General features: G+C 73.0%; 12 protein-coding genes, 1 tRNA gene and 1 other RNA gene. 9 read left to right on the forward strand and 5 right to left on the reverse strand.

Annotated elements, in window-relative coordinates; all coding sequences use genetic code 11:
- Positions 1-596: 596 nt before the first annotated feature.
- A complete protein-coding gene (locus KZQ38_RS21180) occupies positions 597-3,041 on the forward strand; it encodes a DUF8508 domain-containing protein (RefSeq protein WP_219443861.1) in 2,445 nt (814 codons plus the stop codon).
- A 55-nt stretch (positions 3,042-3,096) separates the two neighbouring features.
- Here KZQ38_RS21180 and KZQ38_RS21185 read toward each other — a convergent pair.
- From KZQ38_RS21185 to KZQ38_RS21195, 3 genes are all read right to left on the reverse strand, one after another.
- Positions 3,097-3,181: transfer RNA gene (locus tag KZQ38_RS21185), tRNA-Ser, on the reverse strand.
- Between the two features lie 125 nt (positions 3,182-3,306).
- On the reverse strand, positions 3,307-3,642 hold the full coding sequence (locus KZQ38_RS21190; protein WP_219443862.1) for a hypothetical protein: 336 nt from the start codon (positions 3,640-3,642) through the stop codon (positions 3,307-3,309).
- The gene (locus tag KZQ38_RS21195; RefSeq protein WP_219443863.1) at positions 3,639-3,857 is read right to left on the reverse strand and encodes a helix-turn-helix domain-containing protein; all 219 of its coding nucleotides are present in this window, start codon (positions 3,855-3,857) and stop codon (positions 3,639-3,641) included. The genes KZQ38_RS21190 and KZQ38_RS21195 overlap by 4 nt, the downstream gene beginning before the upstream one ends.
- 132 nt (positions 3,858-3,989) lie before the next feature.
- Between KZQ38_RS21195 and KZQ38_RS21200 the strand changes: the two genes are divergently transcribed.
- Together KZQ38_RS21200 and KZQ38_RS21205 are read left to right on the forward strand one after the other, a co-directional pair.
- Positions 3,990-4,379, forward strand: a complete 390-nt coding sequence (locus KZQ38_RS21200; protein WP_257901825.1) for a helix-turn-helix domain-containing protein — start codon at positions 3,990-3,992, stop codon at positions 4,377-4,379.
- Positions 4,380-4,404: 25 nt separating this feature from the next.
- Positions 4,405-4,797 carry a hypothetical protein gene (locus tag KZQ38_RS21205; RefSeq protein WP_219443865.1) on the forward strand — a complete coding sequence of 131 codons (393 nt, stop codon included), beginning with the start codon at positions 4,405-4,407 and terminating at the stop codon, positions 4,795-4,797.
- Here the strand turns inward: KZQ38_RS21205 and KZQ38_RS21210 are convergent.
- Positions 4,794-5,693, reverse strand: coding sequence for an Lrp/AsnC family transcriptional regulator (locus tag KZQ38_RS21210; RefSeq protein WP_219443866.1), 900 nt, complete (start codon positions 5,691-5,693; stop codon positions 4,794-4,796). The genes KZQ38_RS21205 and KZQ38_RS21210 overlap by 4 nt on opposite strands.
- Positions 5,694-5,764: 71 nt before the next feature.
- On the opposite strand from KZQ38_RS21210, the gene KZQ38_RS21215 reads away from it, so the two are divergent.
- The 6 genes from KZQ38_RS21215 to KZQ38_RS21240 all read left to right on the forward strand — a co-directional run bounded on the left by KZQ38_RS21215 (position 5,765) and on the right by KZQ38_RS21240 (position 10,363).
- Positions 5,765-6,472 carry an inositol monophosphatase family protein gene (locus KZQ38_RS21215; protein ID WP_219443867.1) on the forward strand — a complete coding sequence of 236 codons (708 nt, stop codon included), beginning with the start codon at positions 5,765-5,767 and terminating at the stop codon, positions 6,470-6,472.
- A 22-nt stretch (positions 6,473-6,494) separates the two neighbouring features.
- Positions 6,495-6,589: signal recognition particle sRNA small type (gene ffs, locus KZQ38_RS21220), an RNA gene on the forward strand.
- A 31-nt stretch (positions 6,590-6,620) separates the two neighbouring features.
- The gene (locus KZQ38_RS21225) at positions 6,621-8,894 is read left to right on the forward strand and encodes a DNA polymerase III subunit gamma and tau (RefSeq protein ID WP_219443868.1); all 2,274 of its coding nucleotides are present in this window, start codon (positions 6,621-6,623) and stop codon (positions 8,892-8,894) included.
- Positions 8,895-8,961: 67 nt separating this feature from the next.
- Positions 8,962-9,288 (forward strand): YbaB/EbfC family nucleoid-associated protein, encoded by a 327-nt coding sequence (locus KZQ38_RS21230; protein ID WP_219444020.1) that lies wholly within the window; start codon positions 8,962-8,964, stop codon positions 9,286-9,288.
- Positions 9,288-9,881, forward strand: coding sequence for a recombination mediator RecR (gene recR / locus KZQ38_RS21235; protein WP_219443869.1), 594 nt, complete (start codon positions 9,288-9,290; stop codon positions 9,879-9,881). The genes KZQ38_RS21230 and recR overlap by 1 nt, the downstream gene beginning before the upstream one ends.
- The gene (locus KZQ38_RS21240; protein ID WP_219443870.1) at positions 9,878-10,363 is read left to right on the forward strand and encodes a uridine kinase family protein; all 486 of its coding nucleotides are present in this window, start codon (positions 9,878-9,880) and stop codon (positions 10,361-10,363) included. Before recR ends, KZQ38_RS21240 begins: the two co-directional genes overlap by 4 nt.
- On the opposite strand, the gene KZQ38_RS21245 is transcribed toward KZQ38_RS21240, so the two are convergent.
- Positions 10,350-13,604 (reverse strand): AfsR/SARP family transcriptional regulator, encoded by a 3,255-nt coding sequence (locus KZQ38_RS21245; RefSeq protein WP_219443871.1) that lies wholly within the window; start codon positions 13,602-13,604, stop codon positions 10,350-10,352. The two genes, KZQ38_RS21240 and KZQ38_RS21245, sit on opposite strands and share 14 nt — an antisense overlap.
- Positions 13,605-13,648 lie beyond the last annotated feature (44 nt).

Below are 13,648 nucleotides of genomic sequence, written 5' to 3' on the forward strand. Positions count from 1 at the left end.
TGAGCGCGGCTGGCGGCCGGGGAGCGTGGCTGCTGGTGCGTGAGCGCGGCTGGCGGCCGGGGAGCGTGGCTGCTGGTGCGTGAGCGCGGCTGGCGGCCGAGGAGCGTGGCTGGTGGCAGGGGAGTGCGGCCCGTGGTCGGGGAGCGCGGCTGCTGAGCGGGAGCGTGGCTGGTGGTGCGTGAGCGCGGCTGGTGGCCGAGGAGTGCGGCCTGCGCGCGTAGTCGACTGCGTGGTGCCTGGCCGCCCTGCGTGCGGTGCCGGCGGGATCTGGCCGGCGGAGCGGGGGCGAGGGGCGGGAGGCGGAGTCGAAGGGCTGCGCATCGGGGGCGCGGCTGCCTCGTCAGGCGGGCGCGCCCCCGTCGCATGCGCTGTGCCTTCCGGCGCTGGGAGGGGCCACCGGAGTGCACGTGATCGACTGTACCGCATTCTCGAACACACGTTCGAGTGATGATGGGGAATCACCCTGCGGTGTGGCAGGCGGGGTGGTGTTTGTGCTCGTCGCACGCCTGGGCATGGTCAACAGTTAGTGACGGCTTCTTTCGCAGTTCACTCGATCCGGGGAGGATTCGCGGACCCGTCAACCTCCGGGAGGATCCGTGAGACCAAGCCCGCTCCGCGTCGGATTAGCGGTCGCCGCCGCTTCGGCCGCGTCGCTCGCCCTGGTGGCGCCCGCGACCGCCGCGCCCAGCCCGGACGCCCTGATCGCCGAGGTGTACGGCGGCGGTGGCAACTCCGGCGCGACGCTCGTCCAGGACTTCGTCGAGCTGGCCAACCGCGGCTCCGCCCCGGTCGCGCTGGCCGGCTGGAGCGTCCAGTACCTGCCCGCGAGCGCGTCCGCCGCGAGCCAGTGGCAGGTCACGCCGCTGGCCGGCGCCGTCGAGCCCGGCCGCCGCTACCTGGTCGCCGAGGCCAAGGGCGCGGGCGGCACGGTCGCGTTGCCCGCGCCGGACGCGACCGGTTCGATCGCCATGTCCGCCACCGGCGGCACGGTGGCGCTCGTCGCCGGCACCACCGCGTTGACCTGCAAGACCACCGCCGACTGCGCCGCCGACACCCGTGTGCGCGACCTGGTCGGCTACGGCACGTCGACCGTCGTCCGCGAAGGCACGCCCACGGCGAACCTGAGCAACACGACGTCCGCCGCACGTCCCGCGTTGACCGACACCGACAACAACGCCGCCGACTTCACCGTGGGCGCGCCCACGCCGGTCAACGCCAAGGGCCAGGGCCCCGGCGACGAGGAGCCGCAGCCCGAGCCGGGCGACAAGCGCATCCACGACGTCCAGGGCACCACCCGCGTCTCGCCGCTCCTCGGCCGCAAGGTCGTGGGCGTGCCGGGCGTCGTCACGGCCACGCGTGCCACCGGCGACCGCGGTTTCTGGTTCCAGGACCCGAACCCCGACACGGACCCGCGCACCAGCGACGGCCTGTTCGTCTACACGGCCGACCTGACGCCGACCGTCGAGCCGGGCGACTCCGTGCTCGTCAGCGGCACGGTGGCGGAGTACCGGCCGGGCGGCGACACGGCGGCCAACTCCAACCAGACACTCACCGAGATCACGAGCGCGACGGTCACCGTGTTGTCCAAGGGGAACGCGTTGCCCGCGCCGGTCACCCTCACGCCGCCCGACGGGTTCATCCCCGCGGCGGGTGGCGGGAGCATCGAGGGCCTGGAGCTGAACCCCGCCGTGTACGGCCAGGACTACTACGAGTCGCTTGAGGGCATGTACGTCCAGGTCGACAACGCACGCGTGGTCGGCCCGACGAACAACTTCGGCGAAACGTGGATCACCACGAAGCCCAACCAGAACCCGACCGCACGTGGCGGCACGAACTACCTCGGCTACGACCAGCCCAACAGCGGGCGGATCAAGGTCAAGGCCGGCAGCGCCACGCCGCAGACGAGCAACGTGGGCGACGTGTGGCGCGGTACGACCGTGGGCAACATCGAGTACACGAACTACGGCGGCTACACGTTGGCCACGAAGACCGTGGGCGCCTACGAATCCGGTGGCATCAAGCCGGAAACCACGGACGCCACGCGCTCCCACGAGCTGTCGGTGGCCACGTACAACGTGGAGAACCTGGCCGCCACCAACGACCAGGCGAAGTTCGACCGCTTGGCGGCGGCCGTGGTGAAGAACCTGTTGTCGCCGGATGTCGTGGTGCTGGAGGAGATCCAGGACAACAACGGCGCGGTGGACGACGGCACCGTGACGGCGGAGGAGACGTTCGCGAAGTTCGCGGACGCGATCGTCGCCGCGGGCGGGCCGCGTTACCAATGGCGGCAGATCGACCCGCAGAACAAGACCGACGGCGGTGAACCGGGCGGCAACATCCGCGTGGCGTTCCTGTTCAACCCGGCCCGCGTGTCGTTCGTGGACCGCGCGGGCGGCGACGCGACCACGCCGGTGTCCGTGGTGAAGCAGAACGGCCGTGCGACGTTGTCCGTGTCGCCGGGCCGCATCGACCCCGCGAACCCCGCGTGGAACAGCAGTCGCAAGCCGTTGGCGGGCGAGTTCAAGTTCCGCGGTCGCACGGTGTTCGTGGTGGCCAACCACTTCAACTCCAAGGGTGGTGACCAGGCGCTGCACGGGCGTTACCAGGAGCCCGTGCGCTCGTCGGAGGTGCAGCGCGCCGCGCAGGCCACGGCGTTGCGTGCGTTCGTGGACCAGGTGAAGGCCGTTGACCGCGGTGCGAACGTGGTGCTCGCGGGCGACATCAACGACTTCCAGTTCTCGCCGGCGATCAGCACGCTCACGGCGGGCGGCGCCGTGGTGGACCTGGTCTCGACGTTGCCGGAGGCGGAGCGCTACGGCTACGTGTACGACGGCAACTCGCAGACGCTGGACCACATCCTGATCAGCGCCAACATCAACCGCTACCGGTACGACGTGGTGCACGTCAACGCGGAGTTCGCCGACCAGGCCAGCGACCACGACCCGCAGGTCGTGAAGCTGCGCCCGAGCACGGGCAACGCCAAGGTGGACCGGCTGGTCTTCCTGCTGGAGGACCTGGCGGAGCACCTGCCCCGCCGCTGACCCCTCCCACGCGCGACGGCCCCGTCCGGGATCTCCCGGGCGGGGCCGTTCAGCGCGGAGGATACGGGATTTGAACCCGTGAGGGGGTTAACCCAACACGATTTCCAGTCGTGCGCACTAGGCCGCTATGCGAATCCTCCGCGGAAGAGCCTACCCAATGGGCGGTTGACCGGCCAAAACGGCTGGTCAGGGCGGGTGTGGACAGGGTTCTCCACACGTGTGGACAGGGTTGGGGATAACTCGAACGGGTGTTCGAACGACCTGGTCAGGCGGCTCGCACGTCCACCAAGAGGGCCGTCGCGGCACCCCGGTTCAGCCGCGGCGGGTGGTCGACGACGGTGGTCGCCACACCGGCCGCCGCGAGGGCGTCCGCGCACGCCCGCGCGCTCGCCTCGACCTGCTCCGACGTGCGGTGCAGGTCGTCCGCGACGGTCCAGCACAGGCGGACCGCGCAGCGGCCCAGGGGCGGGATCGCCACGGACCTCGCCACGTCGACCAGGGCCTCGCGGATCTCGGCCAGGGCGGAGTCCCGGTCGCCTGGGTCGACGGGCAGGCGTGCCTTGGGCAGCACCAGGAGGTAGGCGCGGTCGGTGGCGCTCACGCCCGGCACCTGCGGAGGAGGAGGTCGGCGGGTGCCACGTGCAGGGCGTCCGCCAGACGGCCGAGGAGGTCGGGGCTGGGCGCGCGGTGGCCGTTCTCGATCGCGGACAGCGCGCCCTTGGTGCAGCCGACCTCGGCGGCCAGCGCGGTCACGCTCCGTCGTGAGATCACCCGCAGGTACCGCAGTCGCTCTCGATCGATCGGAAACTGCGTCATGGCCAAACTCTAACCAAACAAACCGGGTACGGGAACGGGGTTTGCAAGAGTTTGCGCAGGTCGTCAGCGTTGCGTCAGCGCGCTTCGATTACGCGGGGTTGTCAGTTTGCGGTTGTTTGCCACACTTGATCCATGACGCTTCCGGCGGACGGCGACGACCACCGGCTTCCGGACTGGCCACTCGGCCCTTACTTACGCAGAGCACGCGACGAGGCCGGGTTGGCCATTGCGGAAGTCGCCCGTTTGGCGGAGGTCAGTCACGCGAAGGTGCGCCAGCTCGAACGCGGCTACGCGGTGCGGGACGGCCGGCGCTACCCCGTCGGCACCACCAAGACCACGGTGGAACGGGTCGCGCGCGCGGTGGGCGCGGACGTCGCCGAAGCCCTGCGACTGGTCGGGATCGACGCCGACGACCCGCGCGCGCCCGGCCGCCGGGCGCGACCATTGGACCTGTCCGCTGTGTCCGACGAGGACCTGTTGACGGAGATCGCGCGCCGGCTGAAGGCGCGGCACGGCGGCTGAGAAGGCCCACGGCGCTGGAGGAACGGTGACGTCGCACGACGGTGCTGAGTGCTACGTGTGCTCGTCGGCGACCGGCGAGCGGCTGCACCTGTGGGTGGAGGCGCTCCCGGACGGCGGGCTGTGGGCGTCGTTCCAGGAGAGCGAGCTGGAGGCCGTGGAGTTCACCCGCGCGGAAGTCGACCAGTTGCTGCACCTGTGGGAGGAACTCGGGCGCAGGCAGCGGGCGGGTGTGCCGACCGATCAGCAGTGGTGCGTCGTGGTGACCGAAGAGGACAGCCGTCGGCGGACGGCGCTCATATACGGCCTGAAGAACGGGCTTGTCACCTACTGGCGCGTGGATGAACCACGTGGCGAGCTGTTGTTGGACGTCAATGCCATCGACGGTCTCATCGAGGCGTTGCGCGCCCTACGCGCCTAACGACGCAAACCGGCGCGTTTGACCGCCGAACCGACCACTGTGACCTCCGCGGACGGGATGTCGTGCAAACCCGTCACGAATTCGTAGAGAGCGGGCAGGTCACGGCAGAACACGGCCGCCGTGAGGTTCGTCGGACCCGTGGTGGCGAGTGTTCCGTGCACCATCGGGTGTTCGGCGAGACGACGGCCCAACGCGTCGAGACGGCCCGGTGGCACGGTCATCCACACGTTGGCGTCCACCGTCAGTCCGAAGAGGCGTGGGTCGGCGACGGTGTACGTGCGCACGTGGCCGCCCGCCGTGAGTCGGTCCAGTCGACGTCGGACCGTCGACTCGGGCACGCCCGACGCCGCCGCGAGCGGACCCGGACCGGTGCGGGCGTCGGTCGTGAGCCGGTCCAGCAGGTTGCGGTCCAGGTCGTCCGGGGTGACCTGGTCGGTGGGCGCGGGCGGGGTGAGGGCGGCGGTCTCGTCCGGGGTGAGCAGCCCCGTTCGCCAGTCCGCGGCGTCCGAGAACACGTGCAGCACGGACAACGGCTGCACGGACGTGATGGCGTTCGACGGCAGCCGTGGCACGCCGCCGAGCACCACGGCGCTGATCTCCTCGCCGCCCGCCAGGACGTCCACGAACAGCACCTCGGGGCGTTGGGCGAGGGAATCGGCCAACACCTCCACACGGCCCCGGAGGACGCGCACGCGCAGCAACGTCGCGCCACGCAGGCCGTGTTCCGGGCTCGGCACGCGCACGACCCGGACGTGCGGCGCGAGGCGCGTGAGGCTGCGGGTGACCGTTCGGGCCGAAACGCCCAGCACCTCGGCGATCCGGCCGGGTGCCGCGCGGCCGTCCACCTGGAGCGCCGAGATCACGCGTTGGTCCAAAATCGCCAGTTCTTCGGCCATCGGTGTCCTGATCCGCTCATGTGGAGGCTCTTGAGGACTGTAGACGCCGACCTCGGGGACACGCTCGTGCCATGCGAAACGACGTGATCGAGATCGTGCGCGAGGTCGCCGCCGGCATCCCCGCGCTCCGGCCGGGCCGGCCGCCGACCTCGCGGGACGCGATGTTCCGGGTTTTCCAGGCCCTTGATGAACCGCTGTCGGCGGCTTTGCGCGCACGCCTGCCCGAGGGGGAGTGGGTGCTCGACGCGCTGGACGGCGCGGTGCAGTTCCTCCAAGGACTGCCGCAGTGGTGCGTCACGGCGACCCTCGTCGAGCACGGGGAACCGGTGCTCGCCGTGCTGCACTCGCCGTTGCTCGGGGAGACGTACTCCGCCGAACGCGGTGCCGGCGCGTGGCGTGACGGCGTGCGCATCGCACCGTCACGCAAGACCGAACTGGCCGCGGCCGTGGCGGCGACCAGCCAGCCGCCTGCCCTCGCGCCGCAGCCCGCCGCGAACGCCCTGGCCGGGCGGAAGCTGCCCGCCGTGGTCGACCGGGTGGCGGCGGTGCGGAACCTGGGACCGACGTCGTGGCAGGTCGCGGACGTCGGTGCGGGGCGGCTCGACCTGTTCTGGGAGTTCGGCCTCGACGCGGAGAACCTGCTCGGCGCGTCCCTCGTGGCCCGCGAGGCGGGTGCCACCGTGACCACCGCCGGGGGTGACGCGTGGCACGCGGGTGCGGAGAGCTTCCTGGTCGCGGCACCCGGCCTGCACGCCGCGGCGGTGGGGTTGCTGGGGTGATCGGGCGACCGGCTACACTGGACGCGGACCTCGTGCGGCACACATCTCGCGAACCTCCCCAGGGCCGGAAGGCAGCAAGGATAAGCGGGCTCTGGTGGGTGCACGGGGTCCCCTTCTTCTGTCGGACCCCTTCGGTAGGGTCTCGGCCGTGGCGCTCGCCCTCTACCGCAAGTACCGACCGGCCACCTTCGCGGAGGTGGTCGGGCAGGAGCACGTCACCGACCCGCTGCGCACGGCGCTGGGTGCGGGGCGGGTCAACCACGCGTACCTGTTCTCCGGGCCGCGCGGGTGCGGCAAGACGTCGTCGGCACGCATCCTCGCCCGGTCGCTGAACTGCGTGCGCGGTCCCACGCCCGACCCGTGCGGCGAGTGCAACTCGTGCGTCGGGCTCGCGCCGAACGGCGTCGGCAGCGTCGACGTGGTGGAGCTGGACGCCGCGTCGCACGGCGGTGTGGACGACGCGCGCGAGCTGCGGGACAAGGCGTTCTACGCGCCGGCGGAATCGCGCTACCGGGTGTTCATCATCGACGAGGCGCACATGGTCACGACGCAGGGCTTCAACGCCCTGCTCAAGATCGTGGAGGAGCCGCCCGAGCACCTGATCTTCATCTTCGCCACCACCGAGCCGGACAAGGTGCTGCCGACCATCCGGTCGCGGACGCACCACTACCCGTTCCGGTTGATCCCGCCGTCCGCGATGCGCGCGTTGCTGGAGCGCAACTGCGCGGCCGAGGGCGTGGCCGTGGAGCCGTCGGTGTTCCCGCTGGTGATCCGGGCGGGTGGTGGGTCGGCCCGGGACACGCAGTCGGTGATGGACCAGCTCCTGTCCGGTGCGGGGCCCGAAGGTGTGACCTACGAACGGGCGATCTCGCTGCTCGGCGTGACCGACGTGGCGTTGATCGACGACGTGGTGGACGGTTTGGCGGCCGGTGACGGCTCGGCGGTGTTCGGCACCATCGACCGGCTGGTCGACGCGGGGCACGACCCGCGGCGGTTCGCGTCCGACCTGCTGGACCGGTTGCGCGACCTGGTGCTGATGCACGCCGTGCCGGAGGCGGCCGAGCGCGGGCTGGTGTCCGTGCCGGACGACGTGCTGGCGAAGATGGTGGCGCAGCGGGAGGCCACCCGACCGGGGACCGTCACCCGGTGGGCGGAGGTGCTGCACCAGGGGCTGACGGAGATGCGCGGGTCGACCGCGCCCCGGTTGCTGCTGGAGCTGGTGTCGGCGCGGATGCTGCTGCCGGCGGCGAGTGATGCCGAGTCGGCGTTGTTGCAGCGGCTGGAGCGGCTGGAGCAGCACGGGCCGCCGGCGGGTGCGGGCGGGAGCGGCGCGGCTGCGAGCGGCGGGGCCGGCGAGGGCGGCCGGACGTTCCAGCGGCCTTCGCAGCGCGCGGGGCAGGAGCCGCCCGCGCAGCCTGCGGGGGCGCAGGCTTCGAGTGCGCAGGCGCCGGGGGCGCAGGCTGCGGGTGCGCCGGGGCACGGGGCCGCGGGGCGGGCCGAGCCGGACGCCGGGCGGGGTGTGCCGGCCGGTGCCGAGCCGGTGGGCGGAGCGGGTTCGCCGGCAGGCCGGGGTGCGGCGGGGCCGGGCGGGACGCCGGCACGTGGTGCCGAGGCGGCTGCCGGTGCGGCCGGCGGGAATGCGACCGGTGGGTCCGCGGGTGGCGCGAGCGCGGCTCGCGGTGCCGCGGGCGGCGCGGGCACGACCGGCGGTGCTGCGGGTGGCGCGGGTGCGACCGGTGGGTACGCGGGTGGCGCGAGCGCGGCTCGCGGTGCTGCGGGTGGCGCGGGTGCGGCCGGCGGGTACGCGGGTGGTGCGAGCGCGGCCGGTGTCGACGGGGGTGGCGCGGGCGCTGCCGGCGGTGTGGACGCGGCGGAGATCCGGCGGCGGTGGGCGGAGTTGTGCGGCATCGTCAAGGGGCTGGCCGGGCCCAGTGCCAGTGCGCTGCTCACCAGCGGTGCGACGGTGGCGGAGGTGGACGGGTTCTCGGTGACCGTCGCGCACACCTCCGCGCCGCTGGCCCGGCGGCTGGCCGAACCACGCACCGTCGACGCCATCGCGGCGGCGTTCAACCAGGTCTTCGGCGGCACGTGGCAGGTCCGCTGCGTGCACGGCGCGGCCAACCAGGCGCCGACCCGGTCCGCGCCGCCGCAACGCGAGCAGCGCCCCGCGCCGACCCGGCCCAGCCAGGCGGCCCGCGCGCCGGAGCCCGCGCGGCAGGCGCCGGTGCGGCCCGCGCCCGCGGACGACGTGCCGCCGCCGCCCGAGCCACCGGAACCGGACGAGCCGCCGGAGCCGGTGGACGAGGAGGAGATGCTCGCCGAGGCGGCCCGGCCGGGCGCGGCCGGTGACCAGCTCGACCCGGAAGAGGTCGTGCTCAAGCTGCTCCGGGAGGAACTGGGTGCTCGCCCGCTGAAGGGCTGATCCACGCGGTTACCCTGGTGGCAAAACCCGACGAGAGGAACCCGCGGTGCAACCCGGTGGGCCGAACATGCAGCAGATCCTCCAGCAGGCGCAGAGGATGCAGGAGCAACTCGCCGCCACCCAGCAGGAGCTGGCCGACGCCGAGGTGACCGGCACCGCCGGTGGCGGCCTGGTGACCGCCGTCGTGACCGGCGGCGGCGAGCTGAAGAGCCTCGCCATCGACCCGAAGGTGGTCGACCCGGACGACGTCGAGACGCTGTCCGACCTGGTCGTCGCGGCCGTGCGGGACGCCAACCGCGCCGCGCAGGAGCTGGCCGCCCAGAAGATGGGCCCGCTCGCGTCCGGCATGGGCGGCATGGGTGGTCTGGACGACCTCGGCAAGCTGTTCGGCTGATGTACGAGGGGCCCGTCCAGGACCTGATCGACGAACTCGGCCGGTTGCCGGGCGTCGGTCCGAAGAGCGCCCAGCGCATCGCCTTCCACCTGCTCGCCGCGGACCCGGCCGACATCGGCCGGCTCCAGGACGCGTTGCAGAAGGTGAAGGACGGCGTGGTGTTCTGCGAGGTGTGCGGCAACGTCTCGGCCGAGGCGACGTGCCGCATCTGCCGCGACCCGCGCCGCGACCTGACCCTCATCTGCGTGGTGGAGGAGCCGAAGGACGTGCTGGCGGTGGAGCGGACCCGCGAGTTCAAGGGCCGCTACCACGTGCTCGGCGGCGCGCTGGACCCGCTGTCCGGCGTGGGCCCCGACCAGCTCCGCATCCGGCAGCTGCTGACCCGGATCGGCACCGACGTCAACGAGATCATCATCGCCACCGACCCGAACACCGAGGGCGAGGCGACCGCCACCTACCTGGTGCGGATGCTGCGCGACTTCCCCGGCCTGACCGTGACGCGGCTCGCGTCCGGCCTGCCGATGGGCGGCGACCTGGAGTTCGCGGACGAACTCACGCTCGGCCGGGCGCTGTCCGGCCGGCGGAGCATGTGAGGCTGATCGCGGTCGACGGGCCGTCCGGGTCGGGCAAGTCGACCTTCGCGGCGGCGCTGGCCGCGGATCTGGGCGCGGCCCTGGTGCCCACCGACCACTTCGCCACCTGGGACGACCCCGTGTCGTGGTGGCCGCGCCTGGTCTCCGGCGTGCTGGCACCGCTGTGGCGTGGCGAACCGGGCCGCTACCGGCGGGTGGACTGGTCGACGGGCCGGCCGCGTCCGGGTGACTGGATCACCGTCGACGTGCCGGAAATCCTGGTGCTGGAGGGCGTGTCGGCGGCCCGGCGGTCCATCGCGCCGCGGTTGGCCGAGGCGGTCTGGGTGGAGGTGCCGGACGCCCGGACCCGCCTGGAGCGGGCCGTGGCCCGTGACGGCGAGGACAGCCGCCCGCACCTGGTGCGCTGGCAGGCGTTCGAACGGGGCTGGTTCGCGGTGGACGGCGCGAAGGACCGCGCCGACCGCGTGGTCACGCCTGGTTGAGCGCGGCCCGCACGACCTCGGCGTCCGGCGACCCGACGGCCGTGAAGCCCGCCAGCGCGTCGGCCCAGTGGACGCGTGCCGTCTCGACGTCGCCGGCCGCCGCCGCCGCGTCACCCGCGAGGTGCGCGGCCCGCGCCCGCACGAACCGCTGCCCGGTGGTGCGGCTCAGCTCCAACGACCGCTTCGCGTGGTCCATCGCCTGCGCCACGTCGCCCTGGTCCAGCCGGACCCGGCCGAGCAGCGTCAGCTCGTCCACCTCGGCGAGCCGCAGCCGGTAGCGGACCGCGTTGTCCAACGCCTGGGTCGCCGAGTACGCGGCCTCGTCCAGCAGCCCCGCCGCGCGGTGTGCCAGGGCCAGCCCGCGCCGGGCCGCGGAGATGCCCCACAGGTAGCCGGTCTCCTCCGCGATGCGCAACGCCTCGGTGTGCTGCCGCACCGCCTCGTCGATGCGGCCCACGTGGTGCAACGCGACGCCGAGCGCGTTCTTCGCGTCGCACAAACCCTTGAGGTTGCCCATGTTCTCGGCGATGGCCAGCGCGCGTGACGCCTCCGCGATGGCGTCCTCGTACCGGCCGCGCATCACGTACGTGTTCGCCAGACCTTCGTGCGGCATGTGGGCGAAACCCCGCGCGCCCGCCCGCTCGTACAGGTCGCCCGCCCGCTCGTACAGCTCGGCGGCGCGTTCCGGCCTGCCCTGGAACAGGTACACCTCGGCCAGCGCGCGGTAGCTGTCGGCCTGCGTGATCCACACGCCGAGCCGGTTGCCGACGTCGAGCGACCGCTCGAACGACGACACCGCCCGGTCGAGCTGGCCCAGTTGCAGGTACACGCCGCCCAGGTTGATCAGGGCGATGCCCTCCTGCTGCAACGCGCCGATCTCCCGGGTGATCAGCAACGCCCGCTCCAGGCAGTCCGCGGCCTGCTCCAGCTCGCCCAGGTCGATGTACACGCCGCCGAGGTTCACCAGCACGCCGGCCTCGGCGGCGGGCGCGGCGCCGGTGCGCTGCTGGATGGGTATGGCGCGGCGGAAGTGGTCCACGGCCACGCGGTGCTGGCCGATCGTCCAGTACAGGGTGCCCAGGGACGCGAGCATCGCGACCTCGCCCACCGGGTCGCCGATGCCCTGCGCGGCGGCGAGCCCGGCCTTGGCGGTGGCGAGCCACTCCACCGGCAGGCCCTGCGCGTAGAAGTAGCGGCGCAACGCGTCCGCCAGGTGCCAGCAGTCGCTGTCGGGCCGCCGGTCGGACGCGTGCAGCACCAGCGCCACCAGGTTGGCCCGCTCGGCGTCCAGCCACGCCAGCGCCTCGGCGGGCGTGGAGAACAGCCGGGGCGTCACGCCCGTCGCCGTCGACTCGCGCGGCAACCGCATCATGGTGGCCTTGGCGGTGGCGGTCGCGTTGTCCACGGACCGGATCGACCAGTCCATCAGCCTGCGGTGGGCCGACTCGCTGTCCACCGGGCCGTCCTCGACCGCGAGCCGCTCGGCGGCGTAGTCGCGCAGCAGGTCGTGGAACTGGTAGCGGCCGGGCGCGTGGTTGTCGACCAGGTTGGCCGTGGCCAGCCGGTCCAGCCGCCGCCGCGCGTCCTGCGTGGTGAGGCCGCCCAGCGCCGCCGCCACGTCCGGCGTGATGTCGCCGGGCGCGAGGCTGAGCAACCGGAACAACGCGGCCAGCTCCGGTTTGAGCGCCGTGTACGACAGGTCGAACGCCGCGTGCACGGCGGCCCGCTCGTCGCCCTCCACGGCCAGCGCGGCGAGCCGGTTGCCCGCCCGCAGCTCCTCGACGTAGGCGGCGATGGTGGTCTCCGGCCGGGACAGCAGGTTGGCCGCCGCGATGCGCAGCGCGAGCGGCAGGTGCGCGCACAGCTCGGCCAGCTCGTCCGCCGCCGCCTCCTGCGCCGCCACCACGTCCTCGCCCAGCATCCCGGCGAGCAGCGCACGCGTCTCGTGCCGGTCGAGCACGTCCAGCCGCACGTTGGACGCCGCGTGGCTGACCGCGAGGCCGCGCAACGTGTCCCGGCTGGTGACCAGCACCGCGCAGCCGGGCGAGCCGGGCAGCAGCGGCCGGATCTGCTCGGCGTTCGCGGCGTTGTCCAGCACCAGCAGCACGTGCTGGCCGGTGAGCCGGGACCGGAACATCGCCTCCTGCTCGTCCTGGTCCAGCGGCACGGACTCCGGCGGCACGCCCTGCGCGCGCAGGAACCGCGGCAGCACGTCGACCGCGTTGAGGGGCGGTCCCTGGGCGTAGCCGCGCAGGTTCACGTAGAGCTGCCCGTCCGGGAAGTACCGCCGGAGCTGGTGCGCGGCGTGCACGGCCAACGCCGTCTTGCCCACGCCCGGCGGGCCGGCCAGGGTCACCACGGGCACGCCCTGGGCGGTGCGCAGCAACGCCTCTATCAACCGGACGGCCTCGCCGCGGCCGACGAAGTCGCCGATGTCGGCGGGCAGCTGCGACGGCACCACGCGCTCGCGTGGCGCGGTGGTCCCGAGGTCGAGCGCCGGCGCGCCGCTGAGCACCTGCTGGTGCACGCGGCGCAGCTCGTCGCCGGGGTCGATGCCCAGCTCGTCCGCGAGCAGCGCGCTGACCTTGCGGTACGCGCCGAGCGCGTCGGCCTGCCTGCCGGACCGGTACAGGGCGACCATGAGCTGCGCCCACAACCGCTCGCGCAGCGGGTGCTCGCTGGTCAGCCGCGCCAGCTCGGGTATCAGCTCGGCGTGCCTGCCCAGCTCCAGGTCGACCTCGACGCGGCGCTCCTCGACGTGCAGGCGGCGTTCGCCGAGGCGGGGCACCTCGTCGCGGTGCAGCACCTCGGACGGCACGTCCACCATCGCCGGTCCCCGCCACAGGGCGAGCGCGGCGGTGAAGATCGCCGACGCCGCTTCCAGCCTGCCCGCCGCGCGTTCCTGCTCGCCCTCCTCGACCAGCTGCTCGAACCGGACGACGTCGATGGTCCGCTCGTCCACGTCGATCAGGTAGGCGTCCGGCACGGTGCGGATCGGCACGGCGGGACCGAGGACCTGCCGAAGTCGCATCACGTAGGTCTGGAGGGTGCCGCGTGCCCGCGCGGGTGGTTCCGCGCCCCAGATGTGCTCGGCGAGTTCGTCCACCGACACGCTCGACCCGGCACGCATGAGCAACGACACGAGCAGTGACCGCTGTCGACCTGCGCGTACCGCCACCGGTTCGCCGTCGACCAGCACCTGCAACGGCCCGAGGACCCGGAACTCGACCTGTGGTCCCATCCCCGACTCCTCCCGCGCGCGTGCGGCTTTCTGTTGTCCGTTGT

Source organism: Saccharothrix obliqua (assembly GCF_019375475.1).
Taxonomy (GTDB): Bacteria; Actinomycetota; Actinomycetes; order Mycobacteriales; family Pseudonocardiaceae; genus Actinosynnema; species Actinosynnema obliqua.